Below are 23280 nucleotides of genomic sequence, written 5' to 3'. Positions count from 1 at the left end.
ACAAATGTATTCTCTCCCCAAAAAAAAGATTATTTAATAAAAAATGGATTGGTCTTTTAGAACAGAGCATACGAAAGAAAAACTTTCATAGTGGTTCAGCGTAGCTCATCTCCAAATCATAAATAATAATCAATTAAGAATGTTAGATAAAAACTAAAAACTAAAAATATGCTGAATCTTAATCAATTGAAGCAAAAAGGAAATACCTTTTGCAAGCATCTTATGATGCTGATAGCTTTAGCAGGAAGTATAACCGTATTTTCTCAAGATGCTGCGGTAACTCCTACTAATGACGACACCAAAGTTGCCTGGCGTACAGGCGGCGGTGGTGGAACCACTATTTTTGGGACAGTAACTGCTGTGGCAGTTGTTGGTAATTGGGGGACTACGCTTTCTCAAATTACTGATTCAAACACAAGCAATTCTGGCTTTTCATCACATTCTGTTGCTTCAACTTTGGGTACAGACATAACGTCGACAGTAAAACTAAGCGATGGTAAAACTTATGGAACAAGTCCATTTACAGGGTATAGAATTGGTGTAGTGGCAAACAGAGCTATTACAGGAGGTTTTACCCCGACAATTGGTCTTACCGGTATCAACAATGTCATTATTATAACATACCTTGGAGGTGTTGTGCAAGAAACTTCTCCTGCTCAAAATTGGACACTGGGAGACTCTTCTATGGATGTTGGTTTTTATGTACATAAACCTTTTGATGAGGTGCGTGTAATACAAAATGGGCGGGTAACCAATGTAGGTGGTACTGCCACTGCAACTCTTGGTATTAATTATGTGTATTTGCAGCGTTACACCCGTACCGGTGGTGGTTTTGATACGACAGGAGAGAAGGTTGTCACTTGTAATGCCCAGATACCGCTTACAGGTAAAGGGGTAACAGGTTCTGGGGCGGCTGTTGTATTTGTACCGCCTTCTCCTGTTCCTATTGTTGTTCCGGCAACTCTATGGCCGGGGTTGGCCCCTGCCCTAGAAGATGAGAAACCCAATACACATGGTACAATTCCTTTTATTAGTGCGGGTCTGGCTGTGTATTCCGGTAGATTAAAAGATGAGGGTGTGGTATATCCTGCAGGTACTTTTGGCGGTGGTGTTTACCAGTTGAATGCCATATCCGGAGGGTTGAATGTAACAAAAACACTCAGATTTTATTTAAATGGTTCCCAACAAGGGCCGGATGTAGTGAGTCAAGAGTTTCTAAGTGCCTCGGCCAGCGGAAGTCTCTTGACTGTGGGTGCTGTATCTTCGCTTCCTTTCGATTCCATTGAATTTGAAATCTCTTTGAACTTATCTGCAGCTTTAGGCCTGCTCGAAATCTATTATCCTATTGTGCAGCGTTTTTGTGATGCAAACATTACCTGCGGTGCGCCGGTAAGCCTTATTTCAGGAGAGCTTACCCCGGGGGGTGTACAAAACCACCCTGTCTATGCAAAAGCTATTGGTACTAGTGTACTTACAGCTTCTCTCGGAAATCCAGGCATCAATAACGTACAAAATGTGATAGATACTGATTTGAACAATTATGCAGAAATAGGTGCTGCCACAGGTGCATCATTATATTCCAACTATGGTATTTCGGTTATTTCGCGGCAGGTGTTGGATGCCAGTGACCCAGGTCATATTAAATATGGTTATCCTAAAGGTACTTTTGCCGGTTTTGAAATTCAGGACGATAGCTTTGCGACAGCAAGTGCGGCTAAAAATTTTATCATCAGTACTTATAAAGAAGGAGTTATTCAGGATACTTACAATACCCTTAATGTAGCATCGGGAAGTCTATTTACACCCAATAACGGGAAGTACATTATTGGGATGAGAACCACTAAAGATTTTGATGAGATAAGAATTACAGTAGAATTACTGGTAGGTGCATCGGCTGGCTCCAGCACAAAAGTTTACCGTGCGGTGATAGAAAAGTTTTGCCCTTCAGCAGCCCAGACTTGTAATACATCTACAGATCTCAAAAGACCGGCTTATCCTGTATTCATAGATGCTGCAAATACTGGCGTAGAAGGTCTTGCAACAGGAAATACTTATTTTGAAGATTTGAACAATATTGTGAGCAGCACTGGCCAGCCAGCTAAATTATATACTGCGGCAGGAGCTGTAATCAATGCTTCGGTAGCTGTACAGGACGGTAGTAAAGGTATTGGTGTTCCGGGAGATGTCAATTATGAACTGTATCCTGCCGGTACTTTTGCTGGTTTTGAAGTATCATTCCCTACACTTGCAGCAGCAGAATTGGCGGGAAGCACAATTACGATTTTGACATTAAAAGCAGATGGAAGTGTTGCAGACTCTGCGGTAATGAATTCCAGTTTCTTCGGTTTACATACCTCTGTTCTGAACGGAACGGGCAATCGTCAGATATTGGGGTTTGCTTCCAGTCAGCCATTTACCGGTGTTAAACTTACCATAAACAAAGCTTTAAGTGCTAATGCAGGTGTTTTAGAAATTTACTCGGCTGTAATTCAGAGATTCTGTGCTACGCCTGTCATCAAATGTGATGGAATAGAGAATATAAGTGTTCCTAAGTATCCATTGTATGTGAACGGGGCAAGAACAGGAGTAACTGCTTTCGTGGATGGCAATAGTTCTATCAGTCTTTCTCAGAATGCCATAGATGCGGATCCGAACAGTTATGCAACGATGCAACTTGGTGCGGGTGCGGGCTCAGGATTAGGTTTCAGTGTGGCAAATGGTTTTGGTGATTTCCCTAAAGATACATATGTAGGATTTGACATTGCAACATTAGATATAGCGCAGGCTAGTGCTTTTGAAACAAATAATATAGAATTATACAAAGACGGTACTCTGGTACAGACCAGTACAGGTACCCAGCTTGCCGGTGGATTAAGTACTGCTGCGGTTTCAGGAGGTTTTCAACGTTTGATAATAGGAACAGTAGCTCATGTTCCATTTGATGAAGTACGTTATGTGATAACTCGTTTTGCGGGTGCTTCTGCTGGTGAGATCAGAATCTTCAATGTAGTAGCAAGAGACTTCAGTCCTACTTCTACCACTACATGTCCGTTAGTTTTACAGTGTGATGGTACATATGTGCTGACAAATGGACCTTCGACTACTACTTCTCCTACAATTCCAGCGGTAATAGAATATGCTAACACGGGATATGAAGGTTTAGCTACAGCAGGATATGGTATTGATAATGTTTGGAATGCGGTAAGCCCGGATCCGGCGGATTATGCAACTTTACATTTACCTGCATCAGCTGGTGTTACAGGTTCTATCTCTGTAGCGATACCTAAAGTGACTTTGCCGCCGGGCACATTTGCAGGGTTTACGGTGGACAAACAGAACTTTCCTTTTTCCGGTGGTTTTTTACCCAATGTTACGGTAAGTACATATTTAAATGGTGTACTCAGAGAGCAGAGAAGTGGTGGAGCTTTGATAGATTTTTCTTTCTTCACACAATGGTTTGGTACCAATCCAAACATATATACACCGGGCTTCCAAACAACATTATCGTTTGATGAAGTGAAAATTTCTATTGGAAGTGTTGCCTCATTAGGAGACCAGACATTGAGGGTATATTCTGCCTATATTGATACAAGAACATCGGTAGTAACGGTACCTGGTGACGGTTACACTCCTATTGTTTGTAGCAATGGTGCCTGCTATAAACCCGGAGCTATTGCTACGGCTGGAAATCCTGCTCTGATCAGTAAGGTAGGAATGACTTCATTACTAAGAGCCGGAACACAAAATTCAGACAATTGGCCGGCAGCTCGTACTGGCGCCTGGTTAGTTTTAGAGGCAAGAACGAAAGGTTTTGTTGTTAATAGAATGGAGTTCAACTCCTCTGGAAATCCGGTTGGAATCCCGGTTGTTGATTTTGTTGAAGGAATGCTTGTTTATGATACGACTAATAAATGTTTAAAAATGTATACTACTCAAAATGGGGGAAGTACATTTGCATGGTTCTGTATCAGCACACAAGCATGTCCTGATTAATAATACTTTTTTAGAACCTGAATAGTAATGTTTTTATTTTCAGGTTCTGAAGTTTTCACTAAAATTAAAATTAAAATTAAAATTAAAATTAAAATTAAAATGTTTAAAAATATAATAACAATAGCAGGGTTTCTAATGGGTACATTTTTTCACGCACAAATAGGAATAAGTAGAGAAAACGTAAGCAATGGCTCTGTTTCATTACAGTTCGGAGATAACGAAAATAAAGGACTTCTTTTGCCTTATGTCACAGATAAAACAGGGATAACTGAAAATGGGACTCTTCTTTTTGACACATCAGACAATAAAGTAAAATATTTAAAAGATGTAAATACATGGTTTGATATGAGTGTTGATACAACAGGGACTTCGGATTTGAATATCCAGGCAACTGATAGAGTAGAGCATCTAGGAGCAAAGGTTTGTATCAGTCAGACTTTGGGAGGAACAGATACTACGCAAGGAATATTGGTTTTGGCCGATGATAACAAAGCCATGGTTTTGCCTAAAGTGGCCAGCCCGCATTTGAATATCATCAGTCCTTCTGCAGGAATGATAGTATATGATACCATAAAAAAACAATTAGCTGTTTATAATGGTACTGTCTGGAGTTTTTGGAAGCCTTAGAATGGACGAGATTATATCCTCAACAAAGTAGTTGATAATAAATAAAAACAGCTTATCCCATAAAGAGATCAGCTGTTTTTTGTAATAAAGAATAATTACTACAGTTAAATGGAAAGCATTTGCTTACTGTTTCCGAAGTTGTATATTTATTTTTTTATAATCTTAAAAGTTTTAATAGTACCATCATTCAAGGTTGCACTACCAAGATATACACCCGTATTCAGTACAGATACATCAATTTTAGCATTTATTTTATTAATTGCCTGGTCTTTTATCAGCATTTTGCCGTTTACATCGTATATGGATATTATTTTTATTATTTTTTCGCTTGAAATATTGAGAATATCCTGTACGGGATTTGGATAAATATTAAATTTGAGACTATTATTCTTTATATCACTTGCGGAAAGTATCAGATTGTCTAATTTGACGATCCATCCTGCAGCAAATATGGGAGGGATAGTATTATCAAATCCGCAAATGTACTTACCGTCCGGCGATATTCCCATTCCGGTGCCAAGTTTTGTATCGAATGTAGTAATCGGAACATTTTGTGAAGTTAAAAGATCAGTAAGTAATACGGGACTGGCTCCTAAAGAAGGGTGATAAATAATTACTTCTCTGTCTCCGATCATTCCGCAATATCCTACAGCGGTACCATTTTCTGATATTGATACAAATACAGCATCAGTATATCCTGCCGGAGCATCAAAGGCCTGATACATGTTGGTGTTAATATTATAAATAAAAGCTTTACTTCCTTTGTAGCCAACCACCTGTCCGGCATTATTCACATCATTGGCTTCTCCGTATTCCGGATTGCTGAAATCTATATAATGTGCACCTCCATTCTGATCAAAATAAGCAGGCACCCGAAAAGTTCCGGCGCCGAAAAGGTCTTCCCGGTCTATCCAGCCGGCTACGACTCCGTTATCATTGACATCAGCCCCGCGGCCGTTAGTGTACAGTAGGTCACCCGTAAGTTTGGTAAGTATATTAGTTTCGGTATTATAAATAAATGGATAACTGCTCCCCGCATTACCTGAAGTCATTTGTCCGGTTATGTACACGCTGTTTGCTGAAATTCCTTTTGCTTCTCCAAACCAGCTGTTTCCCGGTGTGTCTCCGGAGAAATAGCCAATAGCTGTCCAGGTTGCGTTTTTGCGGTAAGCAGCCTGGCTCAAACTGGAACCATCCGCAGCTGTAAAAGGCATACTCCCAGCTATGTTTTCTGTATTATTCAGCCGGTTTGTTGCATCGGCAACAGGCTCTATAGGGGTACTTGTACCTGTAGAGTAGCTATAATAGCCTCCGGAATGCACAGCGTTTCCATTGTTGTTGATATCATAAAGCCTTGTTCCCCAACCGGTGAGAACCCTCAGATTAGTTTGAGCATTCAGACTGCTTAAAAACAAGAAGGCTGAAAGCATGTAAATTTTTTTCATAGTAAGAAAATTTTATTAACTCAAAATTGCTTAGTTTACACCGTTTTATGAAACTTAAGGTGTGAGAAATTAAGAATTTCTTTTTCGAATTTAGCTAAATTTAGAAATCTTTTTCATCTTTTTCGTTGCTAAGTTTACAATAAAACAAAGTGTACATTTAAGTATATCACTACCTTTTAAATTTTAGTTTTGTATCCACAATTTTATTAACCTTCTTTTAATTGGATTCTATTGCTTTTTTTCTAGACAACCCAATCTCATGTTCCTGCGGATACGGCTCTCGATTGGTCATACTTACATTTTCTCGAAGATTTCTTTCCATTTCTCTGGATTTATCCTCGTCCATTGAATACCTTGGATCAGCAATAAGCGGCATCTTTGCCATCCTTGTAATGGTCAGTCACCGTTGGAAAAATGATAATCCACCTTCAATAGCCTGCGTTTTTGTTTTTGAGCATTTTTTTATTTAAAAATATTGCAGTCAGTATTCATATTTAAAACTGATTTTTAAAAGAAAACCAACTGCAACTTTAATATTTATCTTCCAGTTACTAGCAGGTAGTTGGTAACATTAATCTTATACTGAGTTTTAGCTTCTGCCAGTTTATCTTCAGTTTCAACTTTTATGGCTTGTGCTTTCAAAAGATCAGAAAGCTGAATCAGACCATTGTCGTACGAGTTTTTATTCATCCGTACATTTTCTTCTGCCTGTTGCAAAGTTTCCTTTAAGAGAATAATCTTGTCGTAGGATTCATTAAGGTCGGTCCAGGATTTTTCTATCTGTAAGCCGAGAAGCTCAATATTCTCCATACGATTATTTTCAGTAATCTGAGTTGTGTATTCCTGCTCTTTCATTTTGTGTTTTGCTCCCCACCAGTCTGTTATAGGTATAGATAATGATGCATAAAGTAATCCGTTAAAGTCTCCTTTTTGTCCCTTTAAAAAAGGATCCAGGTAATATCCTGTGGCACCAATACCCAGCTGGGGAAGATAATCTCCTTTTGTTAATTTCTGCTGTAATTTGGATGCCTGCACAGATTTTTCAAGCAGGACATATTCCGAACGAAGTTTCACCGCATCAGAGGAAATCACATAAAAAACTACAGGAGGTTGGGGCTCCAATAGATCACTATTTAAATGAATGTCTGCAAAGGAAGGATCAGGACATAAACTCTTTTCTGAAAAGCCAGTATTTATTAGCTGCGTTTCAGATAGCAACTTATAATAAGGCAAAGAAGCATTATTTAATTGGCTATCTTCTTGAAGAAGATGAACTTGATGATCAAAATTACTTTTCTCATTATGTTAAAATATTAGGATTATCTTATTCATTTTTCCAGGATGAAAGCATTTTTGAAAGATTGACTGATGTGATGGATACTAGTGTTGATGATGATGGCTTATATGAGGTGGGAATGGGGTATCTTGGAAAAGGTATTTCTGCAATATCACATGCAGATGCATACTATAGTTTTACTAAGGCAAAGAGCTATTTTAATAAAGTTGGCCCCTCAACACATACTGATGCATACTGTATCGATTTGATTTTGGAGATTTTGTTGAGCTACGCTAATAAGTCTGCTAAAGAAGAAGAAATACATGATACGCTCAATAAGATTGAAAATATAATTCGACTGAGTTCGGGATGGCGCAGGGTAAATGCATCTCTGCCTTGGGCTAATGCTAGAAATGCGGAAATTATTAATTGGTATCAACTTAGTAAGTGTTCTTAAAAATTCCATGGCAGCATTGGAAGAGATTTCTTGGTTTGATCCCAAGATTGTCATAGAGAATTATCTTCTTCAGATTTATAATTGTAGCAGGACACTTTTAAAAAAAGATGCAGGCAAAGGAGTAGATCACTTGATTCAGCCTTTGGTTCAGATGAAGTTCAACCAGCAAGAAACATATGTTTATCTTCTTGATAAGTGGATCAGTAGTCACCCTCAAAATGAACTTTGGGCAGATGCTGGGAAACTGCGGGAAGATATTGTGGATTATAAAAGAAGTGCTTCTTTGGAAAAAGATGAAGGGACAGCTGAGGAAATAACTTCAACTGTCCCTTTTAGTGAACGTATTCCAATAGAAAGAAGAAAGCAATTTACTGAGTTTACTAAGGAATATATGATCAGCAACTTTAATAATACTTCACAAAATTTAGTAGAAATCTTCGAAAAAATTTTTACTGAGCTAGAAGTTATCGAATCTTTCAGAAATCCTACAATCGGCTTAAACTTCAGAAAGCACGTATATAATACACTAAGTTTTTAGAGAGTAGAATGGATGCGACTAAGGGGAATATTTCAGCAGTTTCCTATCTTTTTGAAAATGACCAGAAAGAAGATGCGCTCCAAAATGACTATTATATTTATATGGCAACAGCTCCTTCTGACGGCAAAATAAATATTGAAGTAAACAATATAGCAGGAGGCAGGGCTGATGTTGTCATTAATCATATTGATCATCAATTTATATTTGAAGTCAAAAGAGAGCTGTACAATTCTTCATTTGAAAATATCCGGAAACAGTATTTGGGGCAGGCAAGTGAATATCAAAATACAGGGCCAAAACTAGGAGGATTACTGGTTCTTGATCTGACAAATAATAAAGGTAGTATTGGGGCAATTGAAGATAACATTAAACTTGAATTTATAAATGATGAAGCTGGAAAACCAGTTCGTGCGGTTCTAGTTGTCAAAGTTTTCGGTAATCGAACCACTCCAAGTCATATAAAGTTAAAGGATGAGGAGATTATATAAAAGGTGCTTACCAGATAAATTTGTAAACTTGTTTTTATTTCGTCATATTGAAAGTTTACCAGCAAGAGCTATGTTTATACTTTCATTTAAGATGTTGTTTCCACTAGAGATTTTCATATTTATATTGAATTAAAATAAGATTTATAGAAAATGATAAATGATAAGCCAGGAAGGTGTACTATAAAGGTAAAGATGCTTTGGCTCTGAAAATACCTGGTCAAGCCAAAGGTGATGTTACACTTGCGATCTTGAAAGATATTGATTTTCATAACGGTGTCATTGAAGCTACAATTAGTGGACAGCCCCTTGAAAATGCCGGAGAAACGGCTCATGGGTTTGTAGGTATTGCATTAAGGGCTGCTTTAAATGTTTCTAAAGTGGAAGGTTTTTATTCAGGTCCTACCAATGGGGGCACAAATGATCAAATACGCAGGAACCACTCTAGCCAGTATATTTCTATTCTCGGGTATCCTGAGGGAAAATTAAGAAAGGAAACACCGAATCCTGTTAGGCTCGTATCAATAGTAAAGAGCTTTAAGGTAAAAATCGTCTAAAAAAGATAAATATTGGTTTTTTTAAGAGAAAGGGGTGTCCAGTCGAAGACTTAATACCTCTTTTAACGTTTTTAGTCAATGAAAAACAACAGTGCATTAGTTAAATAATTATCGAAAATATAATCGTAAACAAATTTATTTAGCAGATACCACAACATTAGAGATAAAAACAAAAAAAGGACAAGAAAATAGCAGAAAAAAACAATAAATTCCGAATTTAATACATAAACTAAATTTATTCTGAACTTTTAATCCTCTATTAATACAGTGGTGTAAGGCTGTTACTTTTCTGATATCATATTTCAGTGAATAAAGTTAGGCTGGATCATTTTTTTTTTTAACTTAGTAATAAACTAAAACCAGAGAAAACACCAAATTATTATTTATGAAATTTACTGCCTAATAAAATAGAAAGGTAAGATCTGTCTCTACGATTTCAATACTTTCCCTGACTATATCTCCCAAACTGTTATCTATGTATTTATAGATTGAACTGCATTTTTTGAAGCGAATCCGTCAATGATAATAGACATTCATATATTTTTAGACAATTATATGCTTGAATGTACCTACTGCAAAAAACTTTATTTATATTCTTAAAATAATATGAAACCAGAAGACTTTAATCCGCAAGACTATCTGCCACAAGGTTATTATCCCTGGCCAGATTTAATCAATTCAAATATTGCGCAAATGGAGATTGATATGAACAATTGGATTGATCAAGATTATTCCTACCTCCCGGAAAAAGCAAGAAGGAAATACAAAAAAATGGGCTTTCATTTATGCACTGCCCGAATGGTACCCAAAGCAAGTTATGAGCAAACAATACCTTGTAATAGGTTTGTCCTCAATTTTGTTGTGATGGACGACCAGATGGAATTTGCAACAATTGATGAAAAAAAGCGTGACTGTGACCGGGTAATAGAAATTCTACAGGGCTCCGCTCCTGCTCCTAATGAAAATGGGATTTTCCAGCATTTAGCACTTATAAGAGATGAGTATAAAGCCTTTATGCCACCGGAATGGCTGGAACGATTTACAGAAAATCTCTCCCGCTGTTTCAAGTATGGTGTACAGGAAGAAACTCCGTTTAAGCTAGCGAAGCGCATCCCTTCATTGGAATACTTTATGATATTGCGGGAGTATTCCGTAAACATGTATCCATATTTATACTGGGCAGATATTGAAACAAATTTCGTTTTACCTAAATATATTGAAGAGCATCCCGTGATACAACGTCTGCGCGCACTTACCTCAAGGATCGAAGCATGGCAGAATGATTTTTACTCCTTGCGGAAGGAGATGGGTCTCGACACAGAATTAATGAACTTAATTCTCGTTTTACAGAAAGGTCGAAAAATATCCTTAGAAGAGGCGGTCAATGAAGCAAAACGTATCCATGATGAAGATGTCGCTGAATTCGTAGCTCTCCATGAAAATTTACCGGATTTTGGCAATTATCAGCAACGGGTATATGACTATATTACAAGTCTTGGAACAATATTACAGGGACTTAATACTCATTATATAAAGGACACGGAACGCTACCTTGCCGGTGGTGAAGGCTTTGCATGGCCAGAAGGAACGCAGGTCAATAAATACAAAACTCAGGATTTCAGACCAGGGTAATTATATTTTCTCATTTTGAATTTTTAAACAGGAGTTCAAAAATGGAAAAAAAATGTTTGTTTAATACATAATCAATTAGTTGCTAGTTAATTAATCTCTACTTCTATAAAAAGGCGGTTCCTCTCATTAGTTATAAGAATTTCTATATGAATCAATACTATATTATGAATCTTCTTACAGCATCAGACAGCATTTTTTCTTGGCTAATAATGACAGAAGACTTTATAGAAATTATGAATTACTGCTGAAAACTTCCGAAATAGGGTCAAATTATCTGCTGTAAAACTATTATGGAATAAATGTAAACAAACTCTAAATAAATTATATTCAAAACCAAACCAAAAACATAAAACTATGAACCATGAAAATTTCAGTACCCTCGAACTTCTTCGTCATCAGTTCAGGTACCCGTTCCCCACATTAAAAAATCCCAACGCCGACAAATTGCAGGAAATCACTGAAAACCAGTGGATCGATGGCGAATATCTGTGGCTGTACGAACAAAACCCCGACCTTCGGAAAAAGTACAAAAAAACCAAAACAGCACATATTGCGGCCCAATGGTTTCCAACAGCACCACCTGAACGGTTCAAACCCATCTGCAGACTAATGCTCTGGACCTTATACAATGATGATCTTTATGAAGAAAGTGAGCCTGAAAGTATCGGATATGTACACACCCAGTCTATTGCCATATTAAAAGGTGAAATAACCGCTAAAGATTCAGGAATACCTTTAGGACCTATGCTAGCTTCTTTACGAGAAGAACTCTTGGAATTTATCCCAGAGGAATCAGTTGCCCGTTTTACGCAAATGATCAGTAGGTATTTCACAGGATTAGAAACGGAATTAAAATACAAGAAAAATAAAGCCTATCCCAGTGTGAGCGAATGTATTGCATTGCGTGAAAATTCTATATGTCTTTATCCCTTCTTACAATTAACGGAAGTAGAAACCGGAATTATTCTGCCACCGGAGATTCACGCACATCCTGTCATCATTCGCCTGCAGACACTTGCCTGCCATCTGGTTACTTTTTTTAATGAAGTACAATCTGTACTGAAGGATGAAGCAACTGACAGTATTTATTACAATATCGTAAAAGTGATCCAACACGAAAGGCAGATGTCCCTCAAAGAAGCTTGTATTGAAGATTTACGTCTTCACAATGAAGATCTGAAAGAATTTTTAGAACTACAAGCCAATCTTCCTGATTTTGGGATCTGGCAGGACGCGGTGATCAACTGGGTACATTATATGAGCATGGTTCTGAGCGGCTGGAAAAATATATCTACAAAACTGGACCGTTATACCGCAGCTGAATTTCCTGGGGCAGCAGAACTAAAAGCAAAGTTGAATCAGGTTCAATAATACTTTGTATAAGAATATTTTTAATTTAAAATATTCTATCATAATAACAACCTATAAAACATCAATTTAACACTTTAATTTTAAAAAAATGAAACCAGAAGATTACAACCCGTCGAATTACCTGCCTCAAGGTTATTACCCTTGGCCAGATAAAATCAATCCGAATGTGGAGCAAATGGGTATTGATTACATAAACTGGATTGATACTGATTATGTATATTTATCTGAAAATATACGTGAACGATACAAGAGCATGAACCTGCACAAGTGTGCAGCAAGAATGTATCCTTATGCAAATTATGAGTGCGTAACACCTATACATCGGCTTGTTCTTTTCCATACCGTATTTGACGATCAGCTTGAATATGCAACCGAAGAAGAGATCACTAAATATGCTAAGCGACTGGAAGCCATAATCAGAGGAGATAGCCTCACTCCAGAGGATCCCGGATATTTCATTCAGGCCGCCAAAATCAGAGATGAATGTCGTGTTTTTATGCCTGATGAATGGATGGAACGCTTGGCACAAGCATTTTACACCGTTACAAGATATGGTGCTCAGGAAGAGGCAACTTATAAGGCAACCCAAACAGTACCTTCCCTTGCATTGTTTAAAGTACTCCGGGAATATTCAATTGTAATATTTCCCTGTTTCTATATGGTTGAGGCGGAGTTTTGTACCTTTTTAACAGAAGAGATAGAACGCCATCCCGTAATACAGCGTGTTCGATCCCTATGGTCCAGAATTGTTGCCTGGCAGAATGATATCCAGGGATTGAAAAAAGAACTAAGTAAGGATACCGAAGTTATGAATATCGTTATCGTCTTACAAAGAAACTATAACCTGTCATTAGAAGATGCCTTAACTGAAGCTATGAAAATTCATGACGCTGATCTTGCAGAACTTGTTGCTTTACAGGAAGACCTTCCCGATTTTGGGAAGTATCAGGAAGATGTAAAACAATTGTTACTAGGCTGGGGCAGTCTGATACAAGGTCTGAATACTTTTTACCTGGTAGATACAAACCGTTATGATCCCAAATGCTTTGCATGGCCAGATAGGGAAACTGAAGATACATCACTTTAAATTATAATTAATTCCATTACAAAAATTATAAACAACGATATATTATCCTTGACCGGACAAGATCTCTCCATATACTGATATGATGAAGAAGGATGCTGAAGATTCGTATGGTAATGCTTATACTTTTTTGTCTGTGGAAGCAAGAGAACTGAAAGAAAAGCTGAACCAATGTAATTTAATTTTATATCACTGCAAAATAATATTGCCGGTAATGAGCAATGCAATAAAAACAACATTAGTAAACGAATAAAACTCAGTTATGCGAAGCACCATTCACATACCGAAACCAAGCTATCCTTGGCCTACTGTTTACAGCCCGATCAGCGAAACTTTTTATGAAGAAGAAAGCGATTGGTATGATAACGATTATGATTTCATGAGCCCGGAATCTATAAAGAGATACAAAAAACAAAGAATTGTTCAGGTAGGAGCATTTATGTCACCAACTACTGTTGACAGAGACCAGTTCCGTCCCATCGGGAGGTTTGCAGTATACGTAACTACATTTGATGATTATGTTGAGCTGATGCCTCTTGAAGAACTGAAAATTTTCAGAGACCGGATTTTTGAGGTAATGACCGGTGAAGATCCCCGTCCCAAAGAAAAAGGGATACTCCGTCAAATGGCAGCAGCAAGAAAGGAATGGCTGGAAAACGGAATGCCCCAGTTCTGGATCGAAAGGATTTCTACCAATTTTCATCGTTTCATTACTTATGGCATCATGGAAGAAACACCATTTAAGTTCAGCAAAACATATCCGTCGCTTGCCCGTTACTTGATGATTCGTGCCTACTCTATAGGCATGGTAACCTATGGTGATCTGATAGAACCTGCTACAGGATTTGCTCTGCCTGTAGACATATACAACCATCCGGTTATTCAGCGTCTGGTCATGCTTCTTTCCAACATTATTGCGATTCAGAATGATTATGCATCGATAAGAAAAGAAATGGCCATAGAATCCGAAAGATTCAATATCATATTTATTCTGCAGCATGAGCACAAAATAACGTTTGATGAGGCTTGTATAGAAGGGCTGAGAATACATGACGAATTTGTTAAGGAAATGGAGTCTTTATCTGTCTGTCTGCCCGATTTCAGTCCTTATCAGAAAGAAGTGGAAAATTATGTATATCACATGAAACTGATGATAACCGGTTGCAATGCATGGTATTATGAAGGTGGGACACAGCGGTATTATCCGGAAGGTTTTGCTGTAACACCTAACGGACAATCGGCAATATCTTTAGATTTTGACGTAAAACATATTTCCCAAAAATAGGAGGTCAGTCAAAAGGATGTATTATAGAGCTACCATATTCTCTGACTTGAAAAGCATATCCACAAAATCTGACCGTTACAATGCTATGGAATTTTCGGATGCGGCTGAGTTGAAGGAGAAACTGAGCAAAGTGTGATCTGCATACTAATACCACTTAAAATAAGCAGATATCAAACGCTCTAAGTGTCATTTTTAATAACAAAACAACTCAAGTATGGAATCAAATAAATATTTTGAACAACCCTATCCACTGATCTTCAAATATCCCTGGCCGGATTTGGTAAATCCGCATTTTGACCAGCTGAAGGAGGATCTGGAAGGATGGCTGGATACTGATTTTACCTTCTTATCTCCTAAAACCCGGGAGAGCTATAAACGAATGGGGCTGCATGGAGCTACCGCAAGGATGCTTGCCATAGCGCCCACTTATGAACATGCGAAAGCATGTAATCGCTTCATGATCTGGATCACTACATTCGATGATTACGTTGGATTTTGTACTGTCGAAGAATTGGATCAGGTACATAAGCGCATTATGGGTATCATTAGAGGGGATGAGCCGGGGGCGGACGCGCATCCACATGATAAGATTATGGCGCAGGTAAGAGATGAATATCTAGCCGTTACCTCACCTGAATGGCTAGAAACATTCGCTTATTTTATGGACCGCTACATAAGGTATGGATTGCGGGAAGAAGCACCTTTCAAGACAACCGGAACATTTCCGCCACGCGACTATTTTATGATATTAAGGGAATATTGCATAGCCATGTATGCTTATGAACCCTGGGCCGAACTGGGATTAGGGTATGTTTTACCAAAACACATTTCGGCTCATCCTGTTATACAGCGTATACAGGCATTAACAGCCAGAATAATGTCCTGGCAAAATGATGTTTATTCCGTAAAAAGAGAAATCATGGGAAAAGGCGAGGTAATTAACCTGGTACTCATTATACAACACGAGCAAAATATTTCACTGGATGAGGCAATTCAGGAAGTAGTTCGCATTCATGACGCAGATGTAGCGGAATTTGTTGCATTACATGCCAACCTGCCGGATTTCGGAGATTGGCATGAATCTGTTGACAAATATGTGCTTTACCAGGGAATGATGATACAGGGGTTAAATAGCTGGTATTTCAAAGATACACTGCGTTACCACAGCAGTGATCAATATGCAGTGAAGGAATATGTTAGACCTTCAGGCAACTCGTAGCTTTGAGTTAATAAAGCCGGGAGAAAATAGTACAAGGATAATTCACCGGAAGCAAATACGCACTAAGTTCCGTTTAGTGAGCTTGGTAGGACTACAATCAAAGCAGTTGTTAGTTGATTTGAAATTGCCTATAAGATTGAATGATGAATAGTTCACCCCTCTATTTCATCAATTATGAATATTTGTTATAAAACTTAAACATTGTAAGATATTCAGAATATCTTACAATGTTTATTCTCTCTTTAACACAAGAAAAACCCTTAGAATAGAAAATTGGATAGAGATCTAAAATATTTTGATTAATATCCTGAAGGATTTTCAATTTTTGTCTTTATGAAATGGGTCTTTGAATAAAATAATATTTGTGTAAATATTAATATTACTCGCATTTTATCAGACAATTTTTATCAAGATTAAATATTCAAAGTAATTGTTTCAGGTCTGAATCACTGTAACTAAATATCAATGCACTTTTAGAATTGCATGTACCACTAAAGCATGTAGAGAAATAGAATCCATTCACTAGTAGGTAGTGGTGTAAAACTTCTTTTTAATGTAGTTTACGGGAAGATATACTTTAATATCTACCGTCCTTTTGTCCGATTATATTCTATCTCCTAAGTATGATACCCGTAGAAGAGATACTATACTACTCGGATGATCTTTTCTGTAGCACTGTTTACTTGCAGTAACAAATTCCGAATACACAACATGCTTTGTTTTGAGCCAAGTTTAAAAGCTTATAATATTGTAATAAACAATGAGATTTTTAATGTATTATACTTTTTATGATGCATTAAATTAATAATTATTAGTGTCTTATTGTTTTATAGTAACTACAATGTCTGCATAACGGACCTTATTGGGCAAATGTTTGCGCTTATAATGTAGAAGTTAGATTCATTATTGAAAGGATGTTATGAACTCACAGAATTTAGGAAGGAGAATACAATTTAACTCAAAAAAAAATATGTTTTGTATCTAAAAAAATATTGATCTTGGACATTTAATCCAGTGTGTTGAGGAAAAAGTAATGGGCATACAACAAATTTGTAGGCGGTTAGAATGCACAGAATCAGAATGGCAATCCACCTTATCTCAAAAATCTTTAAATACCGAGATAGTAATGAGATTGTTTGTTGTTGGAATATAATTTTTGAGAATTTATTCTCAGCATTTAATTTTATATTCTCCTCAATCTAATATTAATTACAATAGTGTCTCAGAAAAATCTTCTCTTTCATATTCTACAAAACATATCTACGTAATCGAAGTTATTGAATTTATTTTAGAACAGTTGGCTAACGGGAATAAAACAAAAAAACAGATTATGAGTGAATACAGAATTCCCAGAACAACAATATATAGATGGTTGAATAAATACGGAAAATCAAAGAAAGATGATAAAGAAAAATAATTTGGGAAAAAAAGGTACTGCACCAGACTACAAAAAAATATACAATGATTTAATAAATATAAAGTATCCTGAAAAAAGGGAAAAATGCAATCACTTACTATCGAAAAATATTCTTTCAACGCTTGATATTATAGAAATTAGCCGAATTCTTTTTAATAAAGTCTCTAAAGAAAATTTTGCTTTTAACCAGAAACACCGTTCTTACGATACATCTACAATTATTAAAATTTTGGAATATCAGAAGGAGAACAATTTAAATAATAGCGAATTGGCTAGACATTTTAATTTAAGCAGAAACACGATTACCAAATGGAAAAATCGATTTTTGATATAATTATGGCAGAGAATGTTAGTTTTTTGCTCTGGTGTTGTCCCTTATCTTTAGCTAATACATTTAGAATATAATAGCCAACAATTTACAGAATTTCCCATTGCTGTATCAGCTCTTGCAACTAAAAAAGGAGAGTTTCAGTTTCCTCCATTTATAACTGTTTTTTCTCCATTATTTGCTAACTGCGAATCTCAGTAAACCGGATGTGTATTATAATATTATTAGTTAAGCTCATCTTTTTATTTTATTACATGTTAGGCAATGCTGTTTCTCTCTTAGCATCATTCCAAAAGCCTTTCTGTGGTTACGTTATTATAAAATAATTCAGTAAAAGATGTTGTTATATATTCAGAAAAACACACAAGCATTTCTTTAAGTTATGTAGTTATATTTTATAATATTGTTGAAATTTATAGCAGTGAACCTGGGTAATCAGCTATTTTTAAGACACGATACTTTTTAGTTACAAAAAACATATGAGATGAAAATAGCACAAAGCAGCATAATATTGTAATTTTATGATTACAATAAAAGTAAGCTGTTTCCAATAAACTTATTATAATTTTTTGTTCAAGTCCTAAAATTGAAATTTTTAAGAATTGGTTTTCAACTGAAATAAATATAATTTTTTTTTGAAATATTTAGTAAATATAATTAGGTAAAGGGTATTTATTGGAGGGCTATTGAAATCTATTACTTTATTTAAGTCGCTAATAGTTTTTGACAAATATTTTTTTGTGCCGGTCCTTTAAATTACGTATTTCAAAAGTAGGGTGATACTAAATGGCATATTGAACATTATATAATACAAAATAATACAAAAAACAAGAATCATGAAAAAAAAATTATTGTTGCATTTAGTATTCATGGCAACTATTTTTCTATATGGTCAGGTGGGGATGATCACAACGAGTAATGTACCACCCGGTAATTCCCCAATCTTTCAGCTATGCTACATGGGGAATCATCCAATAGAGGCTTTCTTGGCCCCAGACCCGCATGGTTTCAACAAGCAGTCTTTCTCCGATTATAAATCTAAAACAGAACTTTTAGTCTACAATTCTACTAATAGATTAACAAAGCGCTATGAATCAATTGATCATAGAATTTGAGAAATAATTTCTTGGTTTTCGGCTGGAAGATATATCAAGCCAAATTGGATATGAATCTGAGCAAAACATCATATGAAGATGATGAAGAATTTTGGGAGTTCTAGGTTTATAATTGAAAGCAGTTTAGAGCAGTTTTTATTACAGTTATTATGTACACAAATTTTTTTTCTTCTTTAATAGAAAAGAAGCGCCTAGCCATCGATGAGATCGAATATGAGAAAAGTGTTTTATTTGATGTTTATACGCTTGTTCTTGTTTTTATTTTGATCAGTAACTTTTTATTGAACCTTATTTTTCTTGAGGAACCTGTTTATGCGGCAATATTTTTGGGAATGGGGTTATTTATGTTCTGCACAATTTTTTTGTCAAACAAGATACGATTCAATAGACACGTACTGATGTTGCTCTTTATATTTTTGGGAGTTGTTATTTTTTATTGCGATACAGTAAGTGGGAGAGGGGTAATGAACTATTTAAGTTATATATCATTATCAATTGCCGTAGCATTTTTTTTTGATTATGATAGAGATAGAGTCATCGTATTTATGCTTTTGGGGCTATATGTACTGTTTTTTTTGATAAACATCATTACTGATTATTCTGTACTGACTTTTTTGCAGCAAAATCTTTCACCTGAAAAACAATGGTATGTTCGGGTTTATAAGGCAATGGAGATTGCTTTCTGCACGTTTGTCGGGATGTATTTTATTAACAGGAAAGAGAAAATAGTCATTAAATATTACGTCGAAAAAGAAAAAATGAATGATCTGATTAAAAAGACTGATAAGATAAGTTTATCCAATAATCTGTATGAACTGGCTATAAGTAGAAATTCCTTATTTATAACCTATTTCAAGTCGCAATTTCCGGATTATTTCGAAAGGATTTTAGAATCCTGTCCAAATCTTGTTGCATCAGAATTGGAGATCTGTGCTTTGCTAAAATTAAACCTAAGTACTAAGGATATTGCGACTGCAACCAATACAACAATTCGCTCTGTAGAAAATAAGAAATACAGGATACGGAAGAAGCTCAATCTGTCTTCTGAAACAGACCTCAATTCATATATGATCGTCACATTTTAATTTGATTGGGTTTAATGCTTTGATTTTTAAACAAATATGAATTTTAAGTAAATGTAAGTAAGCTAATAAGTGTATGTGAGTGGCCTTTTTTTTGTTAACTCTGATGTTTGTTTTTAATATTGCATTGGTGAAGATAAGTTGGGCTGATAGATACAGCCGACGTTTATATTTCTATAAGTTTAACACACAAATGTCTTTATATATAAGAGGTCAGAATGAAATCAGTCTGGCCTCTTCATTGAATAAGCCCAATGTTGAGCATAATATCCAACAATAGCAATTTTTATAAACATAAAACAAATGAGAAAATTTAAATTATTTCTTTTCGTCTCAGTTATTTCTTCTGTTTGGCTCTACGGTCAGTCTCCTGGTGGGGTATCAACGGATTTATCTGTATGGTATAAAGCCGACGCTGGAATAACTACTAATGGTTCCAAGCAGGTTACGCAGTGGATTTCTTCCTCATCTACGTCAGTAACTTTAACTCCAAGTGGTACAGCATATATCCCATATAATGATCAGACCACTTATACCAATATGTGGAACTTTAACCCAACGCTATCTTATGATGGAACGAATAATTACTTAAGAAACACGACAACAGCTTATTTGAACCCTGCTGGTTCTGTACATTATATTGCAGTTGCAAGACTTTCCAGGATGACAAATGCATATAGGAATTTATTTGCAATAGCCGGAAATGATGATGGATTTTTCTTAACTGTAAATAGTAACACAGTCTATCCAATGTCAACAATTGGTAATAATTTCAATTACTCAGCGGCTGGTCCGTCGTCAACTAATACATTTGGTATATATTCGGCGATATTGCCTAAAACAACGAGCCAAGGTTCTCAAAGAGGTTTTAATAGTGGAACAAGAAAAATTTATTCTTCACCATATCCTATAACGGGTGGGGCGTACGTTTTGCCCGCTACCGGTATCGGTGCTTATTTGGGTGCAGACGGAACTACGGGAGATAACTTTCAGGGAGATATTGCAGAGGTAATTTTATACCATAGCATTTCAGGAGGCGATTTGACTGATGCTGATCTTCAAAAGATACACAGTTATTTGGCCATCAAATATGGTATTACATTAGATCCGTCACAGAATTATGTTTCTTCTACAGCTTCTACAGTCTGGAATGCGACTGCTAATGCAACTTATTACAACAACGTTTTCGGGATTGCTCGTGATGATCAGGGTACTCTGTACCAGAAGCAATCAAAAAGTGTAAATCCTAGTCAGAAACTAATTATTGGAGCGGGGAATTCATTATCTAATACGAATTCTGCAAACACTAATACTTTAACAGACGGGCAATTTCTTGTTGTGGGAGATAATGGATTAAAACAATCACTATCCATTCCTCTATCATATCCAACTGCACCCGGTGGAGAAACTAATAACAGGTTTGCTTCTGTCTGGAAGGTTCAGAACACGGGGAATACAGGGACTGTAACTATTGCTTGGCCTAAAGGAACTTCTAATCTTCATTTGGTTCGTTCAACAAATGAAAGTTTCGATGCAGCGGATCAGTTTATCCCAATGACTTTAGAAACGACAGTGAATGGTGTGGTTTACAATATGGCAACGGTGACTTTTAATAACGGAGAGTTTTTCACTTTTGCAGGCTATGCTCATGCTCCTGGGGGAGTAGTCAATAACTTAGGTTATTGGTACAGGGCAGATAAAAATGCAGTGAATACAGGTGAAGGAACTGATGTTACATCATGGACAGATTTCTTTTCTGGGACGGTCTCTTCCAAAATGTATGAAAATACATTTCCAAAATATGTAAAAGGTGCAGCCAATTATTTCAATTATAACCCAGGAATCAATTTTACGGCAGTAAAGCAATCGCTAGGTAATGATCAGATCGCATCTACGGTAACCTCCACGGATTATGATATTTTTACTTTTACAAAAGAAGGATGGGCACCTCTGAATAATGCTAATAATAGAATTTTCAGTGCATTGGCAAATATCAATTTTCAAAGAGGAGATATTGCTTATTGGGATGGTATAGGAGTTAATAAAAGATTTGCAGGTAATACAGCTGATGAGGTAGAAAGTGTAACTGTAAACATCACAGATAGGTATCTTGCTGTACCGGGCGGTATTAATTTTGCGGCCACTATTCCTAGTATAATGTATAATCGATTTGGGAATACCACGGTGTCTAGAGGTTTAAATGGAGGTGCCAACGGAGCTAATGGAGTATTTAGTCCAAGAGGAATATTGACAGGTGGACATGTTTTTGGTTCTACAATATTCAATAGTAATGGGTCTGATAACGATAATGCTTCAGGTCATATAGGCGAAGCTATTATTTACGGATCAGGTAACCTTACAGAAACAGAACGCAGAAGAGTAGATTCTTATTTGGCAATCAAATATGGTCTTACCTTGGGACGTACTGCCACAAACCATTATTTATCTTCAGCAGAAACTGTTGTATGGAATGGCGCTCAGAATACATCTTATAACAGCAATATATTTGGTCTTGGACGAGATGACATCAGTGCTTTGCATCAAAAGGTATCGGTAAGTGTTAACAGCGCGGCCATCCTTACGATCGCGACTAGTAATGATTTTGTTACAGATAACCTTGATGCGTCCAGAACAGTTATTTCTGATGATCAGGAGTTCTTCATTGCTGGTGATAACAATGACACAGATCTACCGATGGTGAATGTGACTTTGGGTAGTAATACTGGTAAAATCATACAGAGAAAATGGCTTTCGCAGAGAACAGGTACCCTAGAAAATACCTATTTCCAAGCAGATCTATCCGCTTACGAAAGTCAATTCAATATTCAAGGTACTACTGTTTATATGGTAATTGGCGATGATGATACCTTTACAACCAATAGACTATTGATTCCCGGTACCAAAGTAGGTGGCAAATGGATATTCAATCATAATTTCGATTCTGAAAACACAAAAAGATACTTCACGTTCGGTGTACTAACTACTGAAGTCTGTTATAAGCCTGGAGCTATTATTACAGCAGGAAACCCGGCATTGATCAGTAAGGTAGGAATCAGTTCATTGACAAGAGCCGGGATTCAGAATTCAGATAACTGGCCGGCAGTTCGTAACGGAGCTTGGCTGGTTCTGGAAGCCAGAACGAAAGGTTTTGTTGTGAACAGAATGCCTTTTAACACTTCTGGAAACCCGGAAGGAATTCCGGCTTCTGATTTTGTTGAAGGAATGTTGGTGTATGATACCACCAATAAATGTCTGAAAATGTATACTTCTCAGAATGGAGGTTCATTTGCGTGGTTTTGTATCAGTACACAAACCTGCCCTGATTAAATATAATTTTTTGAGAGCCTGAGAAAAGTAATGGAATATTCA

The 23280-nt window shown here is 36.5% G+C and carries 18 protein-coding genes; 16 read left to right on the top strand and 2 right to left on the bottom strand.

The window, feature by feature from the left end:
• Positions 1–168 precede the first annotated feature (168 nt).
• Both J4Q03_RS05970 and J4Q03_RS05965 read left to right on the top strand, forming a co-directional pair.
• On the top strand, positions 169–3993 hold the full coding sequence (locus tag J4Q03_RS05970; protein ID WP_426047297.1) for a hypothetical protein: 3825 nt from the start codon (positions 169–171) through the stop codon (positions 3991–3993).
• Positions 3994–4092: 99 nt separating this feature from the next.
• On the top strand, positions 4093–4620 hold the full coding sequence (locus tag J4Q03_RS05965; protein ID WP_426047296.1) for a hypothetical protein: 528 nt from the start codon (positions 4093–4095) through the stop codon (positions 4618–4620).
• Between the two features lie 146 nt (positions 4621–4766).
• Here J4Q03_RS05965 and J4Q03_RS05960 read toward each other — a convergent pair whose 3' ends face one another.
• A complete protein-coding gene (locus J4Q03_RS05960; RefSeq protein ID WP_426047295.1) occupies positions 4767–6065 on the bottom strand; it encodes a T9SS type A sorting domain-containing protein in 1299 nt (432 codons plus the stop codon).
• Between the two features lie 537 nt (positions 6066–6602).
• The gene (locus tag J4Q03_RS05955; protein ID WP_426047294.1) at positions 6603–7100 is read right to left on the bottom strand and encodes a TolC family protein; all 498 of its coding nucleotides are present in this window, start codon (positions 7098–7100) and stop codon (positions 6603–6605) included.
• Here J4Q03_RS05955 and J4Q03_RS05950 point away from each other — a divergent pair.
• The 14 genes from J4Q03_RS05950 to J4Q03_RS05885 all read left to right on the top strand — a co-directional run bounded on the left by J4Q03_RS05950 (position 7091) and on the right by J4Q03_RS05885 (position 23238).
• On the top strand, positions 7091–7798 hold the full coding sequence (locus J4Q03_RS05950) for a hypothetical protein (protein ID WP_426047293.1): 708 nt from the start codon (positions 7091–7093) through the stop codon (positions 7796–7798). The genes J4Q03_RS05955 and J4Q03_RS05950 overlap by 10 nt on opposite strands.
• A 7-nt stretch (positions 7799–7805) precedes the next feature.
• Complete coding sequence (locus J4Q03_RS05945) at positions 7806–8336, top strand: hypothetical protein (RefSeq protein WP_426047292.1); 531 nt, start codon at positions 7806–7808, stop codon at positions 8334–8336.
• An 8-nt stretch (positions 8337–8344) separates the two neighbouring features.
• Positions 8345–8824, top strand: a complete 480-nt coding sequence (locus J4Q03_RS05940; RefSeq protein ID WP_426047291.1) for a hypothetical protein — start codon at positions 8345–8347, stop codon at positions 8822–8824.
• A gap of 173 nt (positions 8825–8997) precedes the next feature.
• Entirely contained in the window at positions 8998–9378 is a 381-nt protein-coding gene (locus J4Q03_RS05935; RefSeq protein WP_426047290.1) for a hypothetical protein, read from the top strand.
• A 606-nt stretch (positions 9379–9984) separates the two neighbouring features.
• The gene (locus tag J4Q03_RS05930) at positions 9985–11010 is read left to right on the top strand and encodes a terpene synthase family protein (RefSeq protein ID WP_426047289.1); all 1026 of its coding nucleotides are present in this window, start codon (positions 9985–9987) and stop codon (positions 11008–11010) included.
• 354 nt (positions 11011–11364) lie between these two features.
• Positions 11365–12381: a terpene synthase family protein gene (locus tag J4Q03_RS05925; protein WP_426047288.1), complete on the top strand. Its 1017-nt coding sequence runs from the start codon at positions 11365–11367 to the stop codon at positions 12379–12381.
• A 253-nt stretch (positions 12382–12634) separates the two neighbouring features.
• Positions 12635–13468: a terpene synthase family protein gene (locus J4Q03_RS05920; RefSeq protein ID WP_426047287.1), complete on the top strand. Its 834-nt coding sequence runs from the start codon at positions 12635–12637 to the stop codon at positions 13466–13468.
• A gap of 79 nt (positions 13469–13547) precedes the next feature.
• A complete protein-coding gene (locus J4Q03_RS05915; RefSeq protein WP_426047286.1) occupies positions 13548–13718 on the top strand; it encodes a hypothetical protein in 171 nt (56 codons plus the stop codon).
• A 9-nt stretch (positions 13719–13727) separates the two neighbouring features.
• The gene (locus J4Q03_RS05910) at positions 13728–14750 is read left to right on the top strand and encodes a terpene synthase family protein (RefSeq protein ID WP_426047285.1); all 1023 of its coding nucleotides are present in this window, start codon (positions 13728–13730) and stop codon (positions 14748–14750) included.
• A gap of 214 nt (positions 14751–14964) precedes the next feature.
• Complete coding sequence (locus J4Q03_RS05905) at positions 14965–15969, top strand: terpene synthase family protein (protein ID WP_426047284.1); 1005 nt, start codon at positions 14965–14967, stop codon at positions 15967–15969.
• 1156 nt (positions 15970–17125) lie between these two features.
• The gene (locus J4Q03_RS05900) at positions 17126–17386 is read left to right on the top strand and encodes a helix-turn-helix domain-containing protein (protein WP_426047283.1); all 261 of its coding nucleotides are present in this window, start codon (positions 17126–17128) and stop codon (positions 17384–17386) included.
• Positions 17370–17720, top strand: a complete 351-nt coding sequence (locus tag J4Q03_RS05895) for a helix-turn-helix domain-containing protein (protein ID WP_426047282.1) — start codon at positions 17370–17372, stop codon at positions 17718–17720. The genes J4Q03_RS05900 and J4Q03_RS05895 overlap by 17 nt, the downstream gene beginning before the upstream one ends.
• Before the next feature lie 1573 nt (positions 17721–19293).
• A complete protein-coding gene (locus J4Q03_RS05890; RefSeq protein ID WP_426047281.1) occupies positions 19294–19914 on the top strand; it encodes a helix-turn-helix transcriptional regulator in 621 nt (206 codons plus the stop codon).
• A gap of 300 nt (positions 19915–20214) precedes the next feature.
• The gene (locus J4Q03_RS05885) at positions 20215–23238 is read left to right on the top strand and encodes a hypothetical protein (RefSeq protein WP_426047280.1); all 3024 of its coding nucleotides are present in this window, start codon (positions 20215–20217) and stop codon (positions 23236–23238) included.
• Positions 23239–23280 lie beyond the last annotated feature (42 nt).

Source organism: Chryseobacterium sp. NFX27 (assembly GCF_049887855.1).
In the GTDB taxonomy this organism is placed as follows: domain Bacteria; phylum Bacteroidota; class Bacteroidia; order Flavobacteriales; family Weeksellaceae; genus Chryseobacterium.
Note: the sequence above shows the minus strand (reverse complement) of the source record. Positions and strands in the feature narration are given on the sequence as shown.